Origin of the sequence: Janthinobacterium sp. SUN206 (assembly GCF_030587305.1) — a bacterium.
GTDB classification, from domain to species: domain Bacteria; phylum Pseudomonadota; class Gammaproteobacteria; order Burkholderiales; family Burkholderiaceae_D; genus Janthinobacterium; species Janthinobacterium kumbetense.
In genome coordinates this window covers 561,971-581,040 of the sequence record NZ_JAPWIB010000004.1, presented here as the reverse complement: position 1 = coordinate 581,040, position 19,070 = coordinate 561,971, and the positions used below count along the sequence as shown (strand labels likewise).

Below are 19,070 nucleotides of genomic sequence, written 5' to 3'. Positions count from 1 at the left end.
ATACAGCGCTATTTTTTCAAACTGATTAGAACTGGAGTCACCGTGTTTTTCATTTCCAACGCTTATGCGCAAGCCCCAACCGAAGCCCTGGGCCTCGGCGGCAACCTGACCAGCTTCCTGCCGCTGGTATTGATGTTCGTGGTCATGTATTTCCTGATGATCCGCCCACAGCAAAAACGCGCCAAAGAACAACGGGCGATGATGGACGCGCTGGCCAAGGGTGACGAAGTCGTCACCGCCGGCGGCATGCTGGGCCGTGTTTCCAAGGTAGTGGACGCTTACGTCACCATCGAAGTGGCGGCCGGCACCGAAATCACGGTGCAAAAGAGTTCCATCACCACCTTGCTGCCTAAAGGCACCCTGAAGGCGCTGTAATTCCTCGCTGTCATTGCCTTGGCAATGATAGATCCGGGGCGGCTATCGGCCGCCCCTCGCGACGCCTCCGACGCTCAACACTGAACGCTGAATCACTATGAATCGCTATCCTGCCTGGAAATACATCATCATCGTCGTCGCCTTATTGCTGGGCGCACTCTATACGGCGCCCAACTATTTCGGTGAGTCACCGGCGCTGCAAGTAACCAGCGGCAAGTCGACCGTCAAAGTGACGGGCGAGCTGATGACGCAAGTCGAGCAAATATTGACGAAAGAGAACGTCAAGTCGGAAGGTGTCACCATGGATGGCGCCGGCAATCTCGCCTCCGTGCGCGTGCGTTTTGCCGATCCCGATACCCAGTTCAAGGCAAAACTGGTGCTGGAAAAGGATCTGAACCCCGATTCCACCGATCCCGCGTTCATCGTGACGGTCAACCTGCAAGCCAATACACCGATGTGGATGCAAAAATTGCATGCCTTGCCCATGTTCCTGGGCCTGGATTTGCGCGGTGGCGTGCACTTCCTGATGCAGGTCGATGCGAAAGCCGTGCTGAACAAGAAAGTCCAGGGCGTCCAGTCCGCCGCGCGCAGCGTGTTGCGTGACAAAAATATACGCCACGCCGGCATCGAGCGCGTGGGCGACAGCGTGCAAATCAACTTCCGTGACGCCGAGACGCGCCTGAAGGCAAAAAATGTCCTGTCCGACCAGATGACGGAACTGGCGTTCGCCGATGCGGGCGAAGGCAGCGATTTGAAACTGAACATCACCCTGAAACCGGCGGCCCTGAAGGCAACCATCGACGAAGGCGTAAAACAGAATATCTCCACCTTGTCCAAGCGCGTCAACGAGCTGGGCGTGGCCGAGCCGCTGATCCAGCAGCAAGGTCCTGACCGCATCGTGGTGCAATTGCCTGGTGTGCAGGACGTGGCCCGCGCGAAGGCCATCATCGGCCGCACGGCGACTCTGGAAGTGCGCCTGGTCGATGAAACCATCGTGCCTGGCACCGAACTGTCGAGCGCCATCCCGTTCAACTCGGAACTGTTCACCGTCGGCAAGGGCGTCCCTGTCGTGCTGGCGAAAGACGTGATCCTGACGGGCGACTATATCTCCAGCGCCACGGCCAGCTTCGACCAGAATCAGCAAGCGGCCGTGTCGATCGACCTGAATGGCGACGGCGGACGCAAGATGCGCGAAGCGACGCGCGAGCGCGTCGGCAAGCGCATGGCCATCGTGCTGTTTGAAAAAGGCAAGCCGGAAGTGCTGTCGGTTGCGACCATCCAGCAGGAACTCGGTTCGCGCTTCCAGATCACCGGCATGGGCGGCGCGGAAAACGCGAATGAACTGGCGCTGCTGTTGCGCTCGGGCGCTCTATCCGCACCGATGACCGTCATCGAAGAACGCACGATCGGACCGCAGCTGGGCGCGGAAAACATCGCTAAGGGCTTCCACTCGACCCTGTACGGCTTCATTGCCATCGCCATCTTCATGATCGCCTACTACATGCTGTTCGGCGCCTTCAGCGTACTGGCCTTGGCCACCAACCTGCTGCTGCTGGTCGGCTTGCTGTCGATGATACAGGTGACGCTGACCTTGCCAGGTATTGCCGCTATCGCGCTGGCGCTGGGCATGGCGATTGACGCCAACGTGCTGATCAATGAACGTATCCGCGAAGAGCTGCGCGCCGGCAATACGCCGCAAGCGGCGATCGCCGCCGGCTTCGACCGCGCCTGGGCCACGATTCTCGATTCGAACGTGACCACCCTGATCGTCGGCCTGGCGCTGCTGGCCTTCGGCAGCGGCCCGGTGCGCGGCTTTGCCGTCGTACATTGCCTGGGGATCCTGACCTCGATGTTCTCCTCCGTTTTCGTCTCGCGCGGCGTGGTCAACCTCTGGTATGGCCGCAAGAAAAAGCTGACGACCTTGTCGATCGGCACGGTCTGGGTACCGGGCACCAGCAAATAAGCCAGGGTTCCGACTTACCGAATAGCGTCAACAGCGATAGCGTCCTGCGGCCCAGCCGCCGGACGCACAGAATAGAACTCAGAGGATTTCATGGAATTTTTCCGGATCAAAAAAGATATTCCCTTCATGCGCCATGCGTTGATTTTCAACGTCATTTCGGCCGTGACCTTCATTGCCGCCGTCTTCTTCTTGTTCCACAAGGGCTTGCACCTGTCCGTGGAATTCAAGGGCGGCACCCTGATGGAGGTCAAATACCCGAAAGCGGCCAACCTTGAAGGCATACGCGGCACCCTGATCGGCCTCGGCTATGAAGAGCCGGGCGTGACCAGCTTCGATACGGCGCGCGACGTGATGATACGCCTGCCGGTGGAAAAGGGCGTGACTGCCGCGAATACCTCGCAGCGCGTGTTTGAAACGCTGTGCAAGGCCGAGCAAGGCACGACCAAGGGCATCGATACCGTCACCGACAAGGGCGAGCACGTCATCAAGACCGCCTGCGTGGACCCTGCCGGCAACGAAGCGCTGGTGCTGCAGAAAGTCGAATTCGTCGGCCCGCAAGTGGGCGAGGAACTGACGCAGAACGGCTTGAACGCGCTGGTGATGGTTGTCGTGTTTGTGATGATCTACCTGGCCGTGCGCTTCGAATGGAAATACGCCGTGTCGGCGATTATCGCCAACTTGCATGACGTGGTCATCATCCTGGGCTTCTTTGCCTTCTTCCAGTGGGAATTCTCGCTGACGGTGCTGGCGGCCATCCTGGCGGTGCTCGGTTATTCCGTCAACGAATCGGTGGTGATCTTTGACCGTATCCGCGAAAACTTCCGCAAGCAGCGCAAGGCTTCCGTGCATGAAGTGATCGACAACGCGATCACCAGCACCATTTCGCGTACCATCATCACCCACGGTTCGACCCAGATGATGGTGCTGTCGATGCTGGTCTTCGGCGGCCAGACCCTGCACCACTTCGCGCTGGCGCTGACCATCGGTATCTGCTTCGGTATTTACTCCTCCGTGTTCGTCGCGGCCTCGATCGCCATGTGGCTGGGCGTCAAGCGCGAAGACTTGATCAAGCCGGTCAAGGAAAAAGACGAAACCGACGGCGCCGTGGTGTAAGCGCAGGTTTTTTTGCAGGTCGAATGAAGAACGATCACCGTTTGCGGTGGTCGTTTTTTTTATGGCGGATGACGATGAAGCGTTTTTTATGGGTAGGTTTGATGGCGGGCGTGACGGCGCTGGCCGGCGCCGCCGATTTCAGCCGCACTGGCAGCGATAGCATCGCCATGCGCGGCCCGATCGCCGCGGGCGACGTGGCCAAGCTGCAAGGGTTGGCAGCGCCAGGCACCACGCTGTTGCGCGTCAATAGCGATGCAGGCGACCCGCAGGTGGCGATGCAACTGGGCCGCTATCTGCGTCAGCAGCAATGGCGTCTCACCATCGACACCGTCTGCGCGGGCAGCTGCGCCCTGTACGTCTTCCCGGCCGCGCGCCATATGCACATCCCCGCCGGCGCCGTGCTGGCGCTGCAGGAATCGGCGTTCCTGCGCGCGCAGGCCGGCCCGGAGCGCATGCGCCGCAGCCTGATCGAGGCGGGCGTGCCTGCCGATGCGCTTGACCGTGAAACGGCGGCGCTGGCGGCCCAATTGGCAGAGACGGCAGCGCTGGAAACGGCGTTTGCCGCGGAGCTGGGCATTGCGCCCGCCTTTTACCGCGATTTCCGGCAAGTGGCGGCGCAGGCCGAGAGCGTGCGCCAGCGCTTTCCCGACCAGGAGGCGGCCGTCTACTGGTGGCCAGCCGCCGCCCGGCTGCAGCGCTGCTACGGCATCGCCGGCGTGCAAGAGGGGACGCGCGCGGCGCGCCTGGCGTCCGACGGCTATCTGTACGTGCCGGCCCTGTCGGCCCTGGTCATGGGCGACCAGGCTTTGCAGGCCTGTCCATGAGCCGCAGCGGCCGCCTGTTCCTGCTGATGGACGCCATGCGCGCCAGGCGCGTGCCCGTCACGGCGGCCCAGCTGGCGCAGCAGCTGGGCGTTTCCGAGCGCACGATTTATCGCGATATCCAGACCCTGGCCGAATTGGGCGCCCCCCTGCAGGGCGAGGCCGGCATCGGTTATGTGCTGCGCCGTGGCGCCTTCTTGCCGCCGCTGATGTTTGGCGCCGATGAACTGGAGGCGCTGGTGCTGGGCGCGCGCTGGGTGCGCCGGCAGGGCGATGCCGGCCTGGCGCAGGCGGCCAGCAATGCCCTGGCCAAGATCGCGGCCGCCTCGCCGCGCGACTTGCGCGACAGCATGGCCGAGACCAGCTTGTGGGTGCCGCTGGGGCGCCCCGCCGATGGCACGCAGCCGGCCGACCGCTACGTGCAGCCCGTGCGCGAGGCCATCCGCTACGAACAGAAGCTCACCCTGGGCTACCAGGATGAGCATGGCAGCGCCACCTCGCGCACGGTGTGGCCGTTTGCCCTGGCGTTTTTCGAAGGCAAGCGCCTGCTGGCCGCGTGGTGCGAGCTGCGCGGCGATTACCGGCATTTCCGCATCGACCGCATCGCCAGCGTGCAGCAGCATGACGAACGCTATCCCACGCGGCGCCATGTGCTGCTGGATGCCTGGCGCAAGGCGCACGAGATTGATCCGGAAAGCTAGCGCCCCGGAATCCTGACATCCGCTCCTGACAAAAACTGTCAGTGACGGCGACTACGATGGTGGCTTCTTCACTCACCGGAGCCATCTGCCATGCGCCTGTACCACCACCCCATGTCCTCGAATGCCCGCCGTGCCCTGATGACGGCGATCCACCTCGGCCTGCCGCTGGAACTGGCGGAAGTCGACCTGATGAATGCGGATGACCGCCGCCGTCTGTCCGAGCTGAACCCGAACGGCAAGGTCCCCGTGCTGGCCGATGGCGCTTTCCTGCTGTGGGAATCGTGCGCCATCATGCAATACCTGGCCGAGCAGATGCCGGGCCAGACGATTTATCCGCAGGCGCCGCAAGCCCGCGCCGACGTCAACCGGTGGCTGTTCTGGGCCGTGCAGCACTTCGCGCCCGCCATCAGCGTGCTGGCCTGGGAACGCGCCTGGAAGGGCATGACGGGCAATGGTCCGGCGGATCCGCTGGAGGAGGCGCGCGGCGAGCGCGATCTGCATGAATGCGCCGTGGTGCTGGATGCGCATCTGGCGGGACGCGGCTGGCTCAGCGGAGAAGACGTGACCCTGGCCGATTTCGCCGTGGCCGCGCCGCTCATGTACAGCGAGGCCGTGCGGCTACCGCTGGCGCAGTACCAGCATATCCAGACGTGGTTTGCCCGCGTGCGGCAGCTGCGCGCCTGGCAGGAAACGGACGTGCAGCTATCGCCGGGATAATCTGCGCGCTAAGTGTGCCAGCGCACGGAGCTGGCGCGGCGCACGGCATAAGATAGGGCTGTCTCTTTCAGGACATCCCTAGCTTTGGACTTTACCCGCTTTCGAGCGGGTTTTTTTTGTCCGGTGTTTGAGGGTGGCTTGATAATTTGATACTTGCTGCACATGTGGGGCCTCTCCCACTGCCAGCAGGTACGCCATGTTCATGCCACGCCACCCGAAACCCCTGTTGAGTACCAAGGCGGTTGCCACGCAAGTCGTCCAGCAAAAGCAGGGAATGAAGGCCATGGACAAGCATGTGCTGATCGTCGACACGGTCAAGCCGGCAGCAGCACCGCCAGCGGGCAAGAAGCCTGCTGTTTGATGGACGAGCACCTTCAGCAGCGATGGCACCACATCGTCCCATTCTTGATTTTTTCCCGGACCAGGGGGATGGTCCGGGCGCAGCCATGCAGGGATGCGCAATTACCCAATTCGAAACGGAAGTCATTTTTGAACCTGGTGAAGTATTTAAAATAAAATCCTGGTGATTTTTAAATTTACCATTCTGTGATAATTCGATAGATTTCTTTGGTGGGATTAATGTAGAATTTTCTTTTGATTGTCAAATTTTCAAAGATGTTTTTCGTGACATGAAAAAGAGGTAAATTTCAAATGGCCTGAAAATCAGGATATTTTTCGCATATTTTTTTAAAAAGATATGGTTTGCTTATGCATGAGAACTTTCTTGATTTTTGGATTTCATTTTGATAAATTTTAATATTTTATGCCAATGAAAATAATCATCGTATTGCATTCTGAAAGACAGGGGCAGATGGTTTTGGAATGCGAGGTCACGGTCTGATTTGTAAAGTGCAGCACTCTTGCATAACAAGGTTCAGTTTTGGCTGATTAAAACTATTTTTCGAAAAGCAAATCATCTTGCGTGATCAACCCAGCGCCCCGGCTATCGAGACCAGCCCCGTCCAGCCAGTCCAGCAACTGTTCCGCCAGCAAGCCATCGAGCATCTGGGCAATAAACAATACGGCACCGTATTGCTGGCGCGGCCCGTCAGCCATGTATTCCTGACCTGGCTGTTCCTCGCTATCGCGCTAGCCATCGTCGCTTTCTTCATCTTCTTCAGCACCACGCGCAAGGCGCAGTCGCAGGGCGTGCTGCTGCCGACCAGCGGCGTGATCCGCGTCATGCCGGGCCAGGCGGGCGTCATCGCCGGGGTGCGCGTCAAGGAAGGGCAGGCCGTGCGCGCGGGCGAAGTGCTGTTCGTGCTGTCGGGCGAGCGCAGCAGCGCCAATGCGGGGGCGCCCCAGCAAGTTGTCTCGACCCTGCTGAAAAGCCGGCGCGACAGCTATGACGCGGAATTGCAGCAGTCGCACCTGCAATCGCGCCAGCGCATGGCGGCGGGACAGCGCCGTGCCAGCGACCTGGCGGCGGAAATCGCCCGCATGGACGACCAGATCACGCTACAGCAACGCCGCATTACCTTGGCGGAACAGTCCTACCAGCGCTACGGCGACCTGCACGCCACCCATTACATTTCGTCAGCGCAACTGCAGGATAAGCAAGCCGAGCTGCTGGACCAGCACCAGCGCCTGGCGGAATTGCAGCGCATCAAGTCGGCCAGCCAGCGCGACCTGGCCACCACGGAAGCGGACGTGCGCGACTTGCAGGTGCAAGCCCAGCGCGATACGGAAGGCTTGCAGCGCAATGTCTCCGCCATCGAGCAAGATTTGACGGAGAACGAGGCGCGCCGCGAAATCCTCGTGCGCGCGGCGCAGGATGGCATGGTCACGGCCATCACCACCGAACTGGGGCAAACCGTGGCGGCCAACAGCGTGCTCGCCTCCGTGCTGCCGCAAGGCGCCCAGCTGGAGGCGGAAATCTACGCGCCGTCGCGCTCGGTCGGCTTCATCAAGCCGGGCATGACGGTGTTGCTGCGCTACCAGGCGTATCCGTACCAGAAATTCGGCCAGTATCCGGCGCTGGTGCGCGAAGTGGCCAGCACCTCGCTGCGACCCGAAGAGCTGGCGGTGCCGGGCGCCGTCAGCGGCACGAATGGCGAACCCTTGTACCGCATCCGCTTGAGCTTGCAGCGCCAGAGCGTGCAGGCGTATGGCGAAACCCTGCCCCTGAAGTCGGGCATGCTGGTCGATGCCAGCGTGCTGCTGGAACAGCGCCGCCTGTTTGAATGGGTGCTCGAACCCCTGTTCAGCATTTCCGGGCGCCTGTAAGCCCACCCGCTCTCTTTTCACTTTTTACGTCTGCGCCGCATGCATTTTCCTGATCTCGCCCACCTGTCCTTCTGGCGCAGCCAGCGCCTGCCCGTCCTGCTGCAAACGGAAGCGGCCGAATGCGGCCTGGCCTGTTTGTCCATGGTGGCCAGCTACTGGGGCCACCAGACCGACATTTCCAGCATGCGCCGGCGCTTTTCCGTGTCATTGAAAGGCGTGACTTTAAAAGGGCTGATGGCGATGGCGCAGGGCCTAGCCCTGCATACGCGCCCCTTAAAACTCGACATGCAGCATTTGCCCGAGCTGAAACTGCCCGCCATCCTGCATTGGGATTTGAACCATTTTGTCGTGCTCAAGTCCGTCTCCGGCAGCCATGTGGTGATCCACGACCCGGCCGTGGGCGAGCGCCGCCTGCCGCTGGCGGAAGTGGCGAAACATTTTACGGGCGTGGCGCTGGAGCTGACGCCCACCGCCGAGTTCAAGAAGGCCGAGGAAAAGCAGCAGTTTTCCCTGCTCTCGCTGATGGGGCGCGTGGTGGGCCTGAAGCGCGGCTTGCTGCAATTGCTGGTGCTGGGCCTGGCCTTGCAGGTATGCGCGCTGGTGGCGCCGTTCTACATGCAATGGCTGGTCGATGAGGCCTTGCTGGCCGCCGACCGCGACCTGATCACCGTGCTCGGTTGCGGCTTCCTGTTGCTGGTGCTGGTGCAGACGGCCATCGGCGCCGTGCGTTCCTGGATCACCACGGTGCTGGCCACGAATTTGAATCTGCAATGGCTGGGGAATGCCTTTGCCCATCTGCTCAAGTTGCCGCTGCCGTATTTCGAGAAGCGCCACACGGGCGACATCGTTTCTCGCTTCAATTCCATCCAGACCATGCAGCGTAGCCTGACGACGCAATTTGTCGAGGGCGCCATCGATGGCGTGCTGGTGCTGGCCACCCTGGGCATGATGCTGGTCTACAGCCCGCTGCTGGCGGGCGTGGCCTGCATCGCCGTGCTGCTGTATGTGTTGCTGCGCTGGATCTTGTTCAAGGCCATGCGCGAAGCGACGGCCGAACAGATCATCCATGCAGCCCGGCAGCAGACGCACTTCCTGGAATCCGTGCGCGGCATCCAGAGCATCCGCCTGTTCGGCCGCGCCGCGGAGCGCCGCGCCAGCTGGACCAACGCGCTGGCCGACCAGTTCAATGCCGACCTGCGCATCGCCAAGCTGTCCGTGTCTTACCAGACGGCCAATACTTTGCTGTTCAGCGCCGAGCGGGTGATCGTCATCTGGATGGCGGCGCTGGCCGTGCTGGACAACCGCTTCTCGGTGGGCATGCTGTTCGCGTTCATCAGCTACAAGGACCAGTTCAGCCAGCGCATGGCCAGCCTGGTCGATAAATTATTTGAGCTGCGCATGCTGCGCCTGCATGGCGAGCGCGTGGCCGACATCGTCCTGACCGATGCGGAAACCGATGGCAGCGACGTCGAGGTCGACATGGACGATATCTCGCCATCGATCGAGATCCGCAACCTCACCTTCCGCTATGCCGCCAGCGAACCGAATGTCTTGAGCGGCCTCAATCTGAGCATTCCCGCCGGCCAGTGCATCGCCGTCACGGGCCCGTCCGGCTGCGGCAAGACGACGCTCATGAAGTTGTTGCTGGGTTTGCTGGAACCGACGGAAGGCGAAATCCTCATCGGCGGCATCCAGCTGGGCAGCCTGGGCTTGACGAACTACCGGCAATTGCTGGGCACGGTCATGCAGGAAGACACCTTGTTTGCCGGCTCGATCGCCGACAACATCAGCTTTTTTTCCCCGTCGCCGAACGACCAGCAAATCCAGGTCTGCGCGCACCTGGCCGCCGTGCATGCGGAAATCGCCGCCATGCCGATGGCATTCAATACCCTGGTGGGCGACATTGGCAGCGGCCTGTCCGGTGGCCAGAAACAGCGCATCCTGCTGGCGCGCGCCCTGTATAAGAATCCAAAGCTGCTGGTGCTCGACGAAGCGACCAGCCATCTGGACGTGTGGAACGAGCAAGCTGTCAATGCCGCGATCCAGAAAATCCAGCTCACGCGCGTGATCGTTGCACACCGCCCGGAAACCATCGCCATGGCGCAGCGGGTGGTGATATTACAGCAAGGAGTAATCGTTCAGGATGTGATGCAACAGGTTCAAGAAGCTGCATAGCGTACGCTGCCGGATAAAACATGGGACTGGCATTCCATTATAGTCAAGTACAGCTTACGCTATGTATTGGGATGAAACTGATGTATTTGTTGTGTGTCTTGCTTGCAACGTGAATTTTTTATTGAAAAAATAACATATTCATTGAGATTGATGGCTATTTTTCAGGATGCCAGGTGCGCAGCCACTTCAGCATGGCCTGCTGGGTGGGATCGATGAAAGTCTTGGTCAATATGTCTAATTAAAAAATTTCCAATGAGGATTGAGTGGCCAATATCCTCCAATTTTATATTCTACTTTCTAGATTATATTTAAAAAAGAAAAGTTAAATATTTTTTCATCATTGCTTAAAAATATTCTTTTTATGCTACTATTATTCTGCCTTGAGAATACTTCCATGGCATATAACCTTAGACAAAAGGAAATAGAATCATGCAAGAAATGAATATCAGTGAAGTTGAAGCTGTATCTGGTGGCTTGGGTCCTCTTGCTGCATTGGCAGTTGTTTGTGTTGTATTCGCTGTTGCAAAAATGATACTCGATTAATTGGTTTTTTCAAGGGATTCAAGTATGGATCCCTTGAATAGAGAATTTTCTATCCAATAAGTTACATGTTATCCATAGGCTATGGTTTATCTATGGTTCGGATTTTTATATTCAATATCAGATAAGCCACCAAGAATTAACGATGCCAAGAGCTGGTTTGGTAATCTTGTAAAAATGTGATGTGGTAGATGACGCATTGCCAGAGTCATGCATCCCTCATGAAGCAATGAGATGCGCCAGGCGTCGATACGTTCAATGAGCAGGCGTCTACCGTGAGCGCGAGAAATAAGGCTATGCCCGTGAGCTGCATGAGCCAAGTATGGGCAGCCAGATGGGGCAGGAACTCAGCCGGCAGGCATCCGCCATGCCCGCTGAACCATGCCTAGTGCACGAGCACCTTCAGCAGCGACTGCACTTCATCGTCCGATTCTTCCATGATGCTCGACAAGGTCGCATCGTCGCCGATCAGGCAATCGATGCTGCGCGCGGCGCGGGCGGCGCGCACGGCGATGGCGGCCGGGCTTTCGTTGAGGGGCGACGAGACGGGCGCCAGGTCATTCGCCAGCAGCAGGGTATCGCCCAGCGATTCGGGCGGGATGGCGCGCAAGCCTTCCCACAGCGCATCGATGGCGCCCATCACCGCTTCCGGCACCTTCAGTTTAGTCAGGACGCCATGGCCGATCGCTTGTTCGCCATGTTCGACCCAGTCTTCCGGTTCGCCGTCGAGGATGCCGGGGAATTCGGCCGCGCGCGACAGCAGATAAAACCCGCCCACTTCATGCATGATGCCGGCAAACAGGGCCGTATCGGGGTCCACCTTGGTGACGCGGCGGGCCAGTACCTGCGACAGGGCCGCCACGTGGGCCGTATGCTCCCACAACTGGTTGGCCTTCGCTTGCAGCACGGGATCAGTGATGGTGCTGCCCAGCTGGCGCACGATCAGCGATGCCACCACCGACTGCAGGGTACGCACGCCGAGCCGTTGCACGGCGTTGCGCACGCTGGTGATTTCATTGCCGGACCGGTTGAACGCCACGGAATTGGCGATGGCCACCGTGCGCGCGGCCAGCAGCGGGTCAGCCTGCACCAGCTTGGCGGCGGCCTCGATATGGCAGTCGGGATCGGCCAGCGCCTCTTGCAGCTTGAGCGAAGCGTCCACATTGGCAGGAAAGGTCAGCTCGCCACGAGCGGCTTGTGCGGCGATGCTTTTAAAGGCGTCGAGTCTGTTCATTGAAAAAATTATACTCGCAATATTTCCGTACGGAACTTTTTAACCGTGATCTTTTCGCAAACAGCTTGGCAAAAGGCAAGCAAATGCCCCGGAAGCGAAAAAAGGCATGCCCCTGTATCGGTGGCATGCCTTTTTTCTAACGACAGCGTTCGTCACGGCGCTGGACAGGACCATCGCGAGCGGATGGGATTTGTGGCCGAGAAGCGCAACCGTACTTTAGTACGGGGGCGCCGAGCCGGTGAGCATCGCCGGCCGCAAAGCGCACCGCGCAGCAGGTCCTGTTCAGCGCTACTACAGAGCTTCGCTGAAGATGGCGTCACAGCCTTCAACCAGCTCGTCGCTGTCTTCCAGTTCATCCGTCAGGCCCAGGTCGAACAATTCCTCGACGGCGTTCATGAAGCTGTTGTGCTTGGTGGCGCCGATCAGGCGGTAGATTTCGCCGTCTTCGTTGCGCACGCCGATGATCAGTTTTTCCTGGCGCACCAGTTCCGGCGTGCTGGCGTTGAGCAGCAGGTTGCCGATGATGTGTTTATCGAAATGAGCGGGCTTTTTGCCTTCGAGCAGTGTGGTTTTCAACTTGGTTTCCTTTGTCTTGTTTGAATGTCTGTGCTTGGTGTATGGTCAGCCGTGGCCGTTGGCGATGGCGTGCTTCAAGCCCGCCAGGGTGGTTTCCAACCGCATGAAATCGTCTTCGGTATAGCCGTCGAACAGGCGCTGCCCCTGTTTTGTCAGTTTGGGGAACACGTCATGGAACACGTGTTCGCCCTCGCAGCTCAGGCGCACGTAATAGGAACGCTTGTCGCGTGGACAACGTTCGCGGATCACCAGCCCCTTTTGTTCCAGCCGGTCCACCACGCCCGTCAAGGTACCCTTGGTGATCAGGGTTTTCTGGCCCAGTTCCTTGTAGGACATGCCACAGGTGTTGCCGAGCGTGGCGATGATGTCGAATTGCGCATGCGTCAAGCCGTACTGGCGCACGAAGTCGCCAGAAAACCGCTCGAAGCCTTGCATGCATTCGGCCAGCAGCCGGATACTTTTTAAATATCGTTCACCCATGGGGGGGATTATATCCTTCCGCCCCGCTTTTTTCCGCCGCGCCAGGATGTGCCCTTGCATGAGGGGCTCGATGGGGCGGAAGTCCGGTATCATGTGGGCAACTCAGTCCTTGCCCCTGGCCCGCCTCGCCGATGTCCTTCGCTAATCTTTCCCGTATCGGCCTCGACAAACCGCTGCGTTTGCTGCTGGTCCATGCCGGCGATGCCGAGTCGATTACCTGGGCAGGCCTGGTGCAGCCGCTGCGCCTGTGCGCGCGGGCGCTGGGACCGGAAGCCCTGCAGCTGGACGTGCGCACGCCGGAACAGGTGGCCGCGCAGGGCGGCAACTGGCATATCGCACTGCTGGTGGCCGATGAAACGGAGGCGCCGCTGCGCGTCGAGCTGTGCCGGGCCGTGATCGAACGCTGCCGCTCGGCGCCATTCTGGGGCGGCGTGGGCGCTGCCGTGCTGTGGCTGGCCGACGCGGGCGTCATGGATGGCGTGCGCATCGCCTTGCCCTGGGCCTTGTATGCCGATGCGGAAGCGAAGGCCGAAAGGGCCATTTTGACGCCGCATTTGTTCGATATCGACGGTCCGCACGTTACCTGCTGCGGCGGCGCGGCCAGCATTGACTTTTCGCTGACCCTGATCGAGACCATCTTTGGTGCCGACGTGCAGGCGCTCGTCAAGGAGGCGTTGTGCGTGGACAAGGTGCGCGGCAAGGAAGAGCGCCAGCGCGTGGCCCTGCAGGCGCGCTTCGGCGTGCTGCAGCCGAAATTGTCCGAAGCGGTGACCTTGATGGAGGCCAATATCGAAGAACCGCTGTCGACCGACGACATCGCCAGCCTGGTGGGCCTGTCGCGGCGCCAGCTCGAGCGCCTGTTCAAGCAATACCTGGGCAGCCTGCCGTCGCGCTACTACCTGGAGCTGCGCCTGCAGCGCTCGCGGCAATTATTGCTTGATACACATTATTCCATCGTGCAAGTTGGCCTGATGTGCGGCTTTTCCTCCGGTTCGCACTTTTCCACGGCTTTCGGTACCCTGTTTGGCAATACCCCCCGCGAAGAGCGGCAACGCAAGCTGATGCCGCCGGCCTAGCGCCGCGTCAAGGCAGCTGTGATGAATTGTGAAAATCCTTGTCGCAGATTCAAAAGAGTTTTAGCATCCCGCTTTTTATAATGCAGTACACACGTAGCTGTCGTAGCTGCGGAGTACCTAACATATTGATGGGGAAATGCTATGAATGCCAAGCTTGATTCGACCGTAACGGCTCGTCCAGTCACCCGGGAAACCTTTGACCAGGTCCTCGTTCCTACCTACGCCCCTGCTGCCATGGTGCCCGTGCGCGGTTCCGGCCTGGATCTGTGGGACCAGTCAGGCAAGCATTACCTCGATTTCACTTCCGGCATCGCCGTCAACAGCCTGGGTCATTGCCATCCGGCCCTGGTCGACGTGCTGACCAAGCAAATCAATAATTTGTGGCATTTGGGCAACGGCTACACCAACGAGCCTGTCCTGCGCCTGGCGCTGGCCCTGACGGAAGCGACCTTCGCCGACCGCGCCTTCTTCTGCAACTCCGGCGCGGAAGCCAACGAAGCGGCCCTGAAACTGGCGCGCAAGTATGCGCACACCAAGTTTGGCGCGCACAAGTCGCGCATCATCTCGTGCTTCAGCTCCTTCCACGGCCGCACCCTGTTTACGGTCTCCGTCGGCGGCCAGGCCAAGTACACGGAAGGCTTCGAGCCGCTGCCGCCATCGATCGACCACATCGCCTACAACGACATCGAAGCGGCGCGCGCCGCCATCGGCGATGACGTGTGCGCCGTGATCGTCGAGCCGGTACAAGGCGAAGGCGGCGTGGTGCCAGGCAATCCGGAATTCCTCAAGGAGCTGCGCGCCCTGTGCGACAAGACGGGCGCCCTGCTGATTTTCGACGAAGTCCAGAGCGGCATGGGCCGCACTGGCGCGTTGTTCGCCTACATGGGCTACGGCGTCACGCCGGACATCCTGACGGCCGCCAAGGCGCTGGGCAACGGCTACCCGATCGGCGCCATGCTGACCACGAATGAACTGGCGCAAACCCTGGCCGTCGGCACCCACGGCACCACCTACGGCGGCAACCCGCTGGCCGCCACCGTGGCCCTGACCGTGCTGGAAACGATCAACACGCCGGCGTTCCTGGCGCGCGTGAAAGAAGCGAGCGTCAACACCATCGCCATGCTGCAAGGCTTGATCACGGATTACCCGCAAGTGTTCTCCGTCGTGCGCGGCAGCGGTTTGCTGCTGGGCCTGGTAGTCAGCGATGCCTTCAAGGGCCGCGCGAAAGACATCCAGAAAGCGGCCGAAGCGCAAGGCTTGATGGTGCTGATCGCCGGCGTGGACGTGGTGCGCCTGGCACCGGCCCTGATCGTCTCGGACGAACAGATCGCCGAAGCGGGCCGTCTACTGCGCGTCGCCATCGACGGCATGCTGAAAGCCTGAGGCTAGCCTCGCTCCCTGTTTGATCACCGGCCCGCCGCTTTGCTGCGGGCCGGCTTGGTTCTACCCGGGTTTTCAGCCCATGTATCGTCAGCATTGAAGGAGTACCCATGTATGTTGTCCGTCCGGTAGAAATTGCGGATATTGCAGCCCTCGAAGCGCTGGCCGCGGTAACCATGCCGGGTGTCCATACCCTGCCGAAGACGCGCGAAAAAATCGCCGCCTCCGTCGAGCGCTCCATCGCCTCGTTTGCCGCCCATGTCGACATCCCCAGCGAAGAATCGTATCTCTTCGTGCTTGAATCCCTGCTCGACAAGAGCATCGCCGGCACGGCCGCCATCTTTGCCTCGGCCGGCTCGAACGGCACCTATTTTTCCTTTCGCAACGACGTCATCCAGCAAGTCTCGCGCGACCTGAACATCAGCCACAGCGTGCATGCGCTGACCCTGTGCTCGGAGTTGACGGCGTATTCGCAGCTGTCCGGTTTCTATGTGCGCAACATGGAGCAGGCGGGCCTGGAAGCGGCCTTGCTGTCGCGCGCGCGGCTGCTGTTTGCCGTGCTGGCGCCGCACCGTTTCGGCGACCGCTTCTTCGTGCCGCTGGCCGGCATCACGGACGCCAACGGCCAGTCGCCGTTCTGGGATGCGCTGGGCCGCAAATTCTTCCAGATGGATTTCCTCGATGCCGAAAAAGTCATCGGCGGCGCGCGTAACCGCACCCTGATCGTCGAACTGATGCCGCATTACCCCGTGTACGTGCCGCTGCTGCCCGGCGACGCGCAGGCGGCCATGGGCCAGATCCACCCGAGCGGCGAACTGGCTTTCAATTTGCTGACGGAAGAAGGCTTTGAAGCCGACGATTACATCGACATCTTCGATGGCGGCCCGATCCTGCAGGCGCACAAGCATGCGCTGCGCTCGTTTACGGGTTCGCTCACGCGCCGCGTCGTCGCAGGCGTCACGCCCAGCCGCACGGGCCTGAAAGTGCATTACGCGGTCGCATCGGGCGCGGAGCGCAACTTCCGCGCCGTCACCTTTACCTGCGATGCGCTCGAAGCGCAGGACACCGTCGGCTTGCCGCCAGAGCTGCTCGAGGCGCTGGCCGTGGCCGAAGGCGACAGCGTCATTTGCGTGCGCATTTAACCGAGAGAACATTATGCTAGTAGTACGCGCCATCAACGCTTCTGACCTGGACGCCCTGTACGGCTTGGCCAGCCAGGTCGGCACCGGCATGACCACCCTCAAGCCGGACATGAAAATGCTGGGCGACCGCCTGGCCATCGCCTGCGCCTCGTTCGCCGAAACCATCCCGCCCGAAAAGCGCGACTACATGTTCGTCATGGAGGATACGGATACAGGCCGCCTGGCCGGCGTGTGCGCCATCAAGGGCGCCGTGGGCCTGGAAGAACCGTTCTATAACTACCGCATCGGCACCCTGGTCCATTCCAGTCGCGAACTCGACGTGTTTACGCGCATGGAAACCTTGTACCTGTCGAACGACCTGACGGGCAGCACGGAACTGTGCTCGCTGTTTTTGCACCCCGATTACCGCAGCGGCAACAACGGCAAGCTGCTGTCGAAAAGCCGCTTCCTCTTCATCGCCCAGTTCCCGCACCTGTTCACGGAAAAACTGATCGCGGAGATGCGCGGCTACCAGGCGCCGGACGGCAGCTCGCCGTTCTACGAGGGCCTGGGGCGCCACTTCTTCAAGATGGATTTCCACCACGTCGACGACTTGACGAGCCTCGGTAAAAAATCCTTCATCGCCGAGCTGATGCCCCGCCAGCCCATGTACGTGGCCTACCTGCCCGACGAAGCGCAGGAAGTCATCGGCAAGGTGCATCTGAGCACGGCGCCCGCGCGCCGCCTGCTGGAGCAGGAAGGCTTGCACTTCGAAGGCTATGTCGACATTTTCGACGCCGGTCCCGTGCTGCAGGCGCGCGTGTCCGAGTTGCGCGCCATGCGCGACAGCATGCCGGCCGTGCTCGACGCCGAGGCCGCGCCTGAAGTGTGCGGCGACGCCGTCCAGGCCGAGCCTTACCTGGTATCGAACACCGACCTGAAAGATTTCCGCATGATCGTCACCAGCGCCAATCCGCACAGCGGCAAGATCGCGCTGGACAACGATGAACTGCATTTGCTGCGCTGCCATCACGGCGACACCGTGCGCACCTTGTCACTCAACCCGAGGAAGCATTCCCATGTCTAACGTATTTAATTCGTCTACCGCAGCATCGAACTTCATCAACGGCACCTGGCTGCCAGGCACGGGCCGCGAACTGCTCACCATCGACCCGTCGAACGGCAAGCAGACCTGGGCCAGCCTGGAAGCGACGGAAAACGAAGTGGAGCAGGCTTGCCAGGCCGCCCGCGCCGCCTTTGAAGCATGGGCCGATACGCCCGTCGAAGAACGCATCGCCATCTGCGTGCGCTTCCGCGAGCTGCTGAAGGAGCACGCCGAAGCGCTGGCGCTGCTGATCTCGGAAGAAGTGGGCAAACCGCTGTGGGAATCGCGCACGGAAGTGGCCACCATGGCCAACAAGATCGATATCTCGGTGCAGTCGTACAACGCGCGCACGGGCATCACGCAAAGCAAGATCGCCGACGGCGACGCCGTGCTGCGCCACCGTCCGCATGGCGTGTTCGGCGTGTTCGGCCCGTACAATTTCCCCGGCCACCTGCCGAACGGGCACATCGTGCCGGCCCTGATCGCCGGTAACACCATCGTCTTCAAGCCCAGCGAATATGCGCCGCGCACGGCCATCAAAACCGTGCAGCTGTGGCAGCAGGCGGGCTTGCCGGATGGCGTCGTCAACCTCGTCAACGGCGGGCGCGACACGGGCGTGGCCCTGGGTGCCAATGCGCACCTTGACGGTGTGCTGTTTACGGGTTCCTGCCAGACGGGCATCAGCCTGCACCGCCAGTTCGGCGGCCAGCCGGGCAAGATGCTGGCGCTGGAAATGGGCGGCAACAACGCCCTCGTCGTGTGGGACGTGAAGGACGTGGACGCGGCCGTGCACCACGCGATTTTCTCCGCCTTTGTCTCCGCCGGCCAGCGCTGCACCTGCGCGCGCCGCCTGGTGGTGCAGGACAACGCTGCCGGTGCCGCGTTTGTCACGCGCCTGGTGGAAGTGGCCGCGAAACTGGGCATCGGCGCGTCCGACGCCCAGCCGCAGCCCTTCATGGGTCCAGTGGTGTCCAGTGCCGTGGCCGCGCGCCTGGTGCAGGCGCAGGCGGATATGGTCGCCAGGGGCGGCACCACCTTGCTGCAGATGCGCCAGCTCAATCCGCAGGCGGGTTTTGTCACGGCAGGTATCGTCGACGTCACCGATGCCGCCGGCATCCCCGACGAAGAATGGTTCGGTCCACTGCTGCAGGTGATCCGCGTGGCCGATTTCGATGCGGCCCTGAAGGTGGCCAACGCCACCGAATTTGGCCTGGCCGCGGCGCTCTTGTCCGACGATCCGGCCCTGTGGCAAACTTTTCAAACGCGCGCTCGCGCCGGCATCATCAACTGGAACCGTCCCACGACGGGAGCGGCCAGCACGGCGCCGTTCGGCGGCATCGGCAAGTCGGGCAACCACCGTCCGAGCGCGTATTACGCGGCCGATTACTGCGCCTACCCGGTCGCTTCGATCGAGAACAGCGCGCTGGAAATGCCAGCCAAGCTGTCGCCCGGCCTGAATTTTTAAGG

General features: G+C 60.9%; 18 protein-coding genes. 15 read left to right on the top strand and 3 right to left on the bottom strand.

Features of this window, described 5'->3' with window-relative positions; genetic code table 11:
- The first annotated feature begins 42 nt into the window (after positions 1-42).
- From yajC to O3300_RS23210, 10 genes are all read left to right on the top strand, one after another.
- Entirely contained in the window at positions 43-375 is a 333-nt protein-coding gene (gene yajC / locus O3300_RS23255; RefSeq protein ID WP_077408845.1) for a preprotein translocase subunit YajC, read from the top strand.
- A gap of 97 nt (positions 376-472) precedes the next feature.
- Positions 473-2,338: a protein translocase subunit SecD gene (gene secD / locus O3300_RS23250; protein ID WP_099666209.1), complete on the top strand. Its 1,866-nt coding sequence runs from the start codon at positions 473-475 to the stop codon at positions 2,336-2,338.
- A 90-nt stretch (positions 2,339-2,428) separates the two neighbouring features.
- Positions 2,429-3,451: a protein translocase subunit SecF gene (gene secF, locus O3300_RS23245; protein ID WP_099666210.1), complete on the top strand. Its 1,023-nt coding sequence runs from the start codon at positions 2,429-2,431 to the stop codon at positions 3,449-3,451.
- Positions 3,452-3,525: 74 nt separating this feature from the next.
- A complete protein-coding gene (locus O3300_RS23240; protein ID WP_305054238.1) occupies positions 3,526-4,275 on the top strand; it encodes a hypothetical protein in 750 nt (249 codons plus the stop codon).
- The gene (locus tag O3300_RS23235; protein ID WP_180278668.1) at positions 4,272-4,973 is read left to right on the top strand and encodes a YafY family protein; all 702 of its coding nucleotides are present in this window, start codon (positions 4,272-4,274) and stop codon (positions 4,971-4,973) included. The genes O3300_RS23240 and O3300_RS23235 overlap by 4 nt, the downstream gene beginning before the upstream one ends.
- Positions 4,974-5,063: 90 nt before the next feature.
- A complete protein-coding gene (locus O3300_RS23230) occupies positions 5,064-5,690 on the top strand; it encodes a glutathione S-transferase family protein (RefSeq protein ID WP_305054237.1) in 627 nt (208 codons plus the stop codon).
- A 196-nt stretch (positions 5,691-5,886) separates the two neighbouring features.
- The gene (locus O3300_RS23225; protein ID WP_305054236.1) at positions 5,887-6,051 is read left to right on the top strand and encodes a hypothetical protein; all 165 of its coding nucleotides are present in this window, start codon (positions 5,887-5,889) and stop codon (positions 6,049-6,051) included.
- A 557-nt stretch (positions 6,052-6,608) separates the two neighbouring features.
- On the top strand, positions 6,609-7,916 hold the full coding sequence (locus tag O3300_RS23220; RefSeq protein WP_305054235.1) for an HlyD family secretion protein: 1,308 nt from the start codon (positions 6,609-6,611) through the stop codon (positions 7,914-7,916).
- A gap of 39 nt (positions 7,917-7,955) precedes the next feature.
- Entirely contained in the window at positions 7,956-10,091 is a 2,136-nt protein-coding gene (locus tag O3300_RS23215; RefSeq protein ID WP_305054234.1) for a peptidase domain-containing ABC transporter, read from the top strand.
- 429 nt (positions 10,092-10,520) lie between these two features.
- Positions 10,521-10,634, top strand: a complete 114-nt coding sequence (locus O3300_RS23210; protein ID WP_143451431.1) for a class IIb bacteriocin, lactobin A/cerein 7B family — start codon at positions 10,521-10,523, stop codon at positions 10,632-10,634.
- Positions 10,635-11,016: 382 nt separating this feature from the next.
- Here the strand turns inward: O3300_RS23210 and O3300_RS23205 are convergent, their stop codons facing one another.
- The 3 genes from O3300_RS23205 to O3300_RS23195 form a co-directional block, all read right to left on the bottom strand.
- A complete protein-coding gene (locus tag O3300_RS23205) occupies positions 11,017-11,865 on the bottom strand; it encodes an HDOD domain-containing protein (RefSeq protein WP_046684532.1) in 849 nt (282 codons plus the stop codon).
- 291 nt (positions 11,866-12,156) lie between these two features.
- Positions 12,157-12,441 carry a hypothetical protein gene (locus O3300_RS23200; protein WP_070220679.1) on the bottom strand — a complete coding sequence of 95 codons (285 nt, stop codon included), beginning with the start codon at positions 12,439-12,441 and terminating at the stop codon, positions 12,157-12,159.
- Between the two features lie 45 nt (positions 12,442-12,486).
- Entirely contained in the window at positions 12,487-12,921 is a 435-nt protein-coding gene (locus O3300_RS23195) for a MarR family transcriptional regulator (RefSeq protein ID WP_180278670.1), read from the bottom strand.
- A 131-nt stretch (positions 12,922-13,052) separates the two neighbouring features.
- On the opposite strand from O3300_RS23195, the gene O3300_RS23190 reads away from it, so the two are divergent.
- The 5 genes from O3300_RS23190 (at position 13,053) to astD (ending at position 19,068) form a co-directional block, all read left to right on the top strand.
- Positions 13,053-13,997: a GlxA family transcriptional regulator gene (locus tag O3300_RS23190; RefSeq protein ID WP_099666215.1), complete on the top strand. Its 945-nt coding sequence runs from the start codon at positions 13,053-13,055 to the stop codon at positions 13,995-13,997.
- A gap of 141 nt (positions 13,998-14,138) precedes the next feature.
- Complete coding sequence (astC, locus tag O3300_RS23185) at positions 14,139-15,380, top strand: acetylornithine/succinylornithine family transaminase (RefSeq protein WP_305054233.1); 1,242 nt, start codon at positions 14,139-14,141, stop codon at positions 15,378-15,380.
- Positions 15,381-15,487: 107 nt separating this feature from the next.
- Complete coding sequence (locus tag O3300_RS23180; protein ID WP_099376231.1) at positions 15,488-16,519, top strand: arginine N-succinyltransferase; 1,032 nt, start codon at positions 15,488-15,490, stop codon at positions 16,517-16,519.
- 13 nt (positions 16,520-16,532) lie between these two features.
- Positions 16,533-17,585 (top strand): arginine N-succinyltransferase, encoded by a 1,053-nt coding sequence (gene astA, locus O3300_RS23175; protein WP_305054232.1) that lies wholly within the window; start codon positions 16,533-16,535, stop codon positions 17,583-17,585.
- The gene (gene astD, locus O3300_RS23170) at positions 17,578-19,068 is read left to right on the top strand and encodes a succinylglutamate-semialdehyde dehydrogenase (RefSeq protein ID WP_305054231.1); all 1,491 of its coding nucleotides are present in this window, start codon (positions 17,578-17,580) and stop codon (positions 19,066-19,068) included. Before astA ends, astD begins: the two co-directional genes overlap by 8 nt.
- The last annotated feature ends 2 nt before the right edge of the window (positions 19,069-19,070 follow it).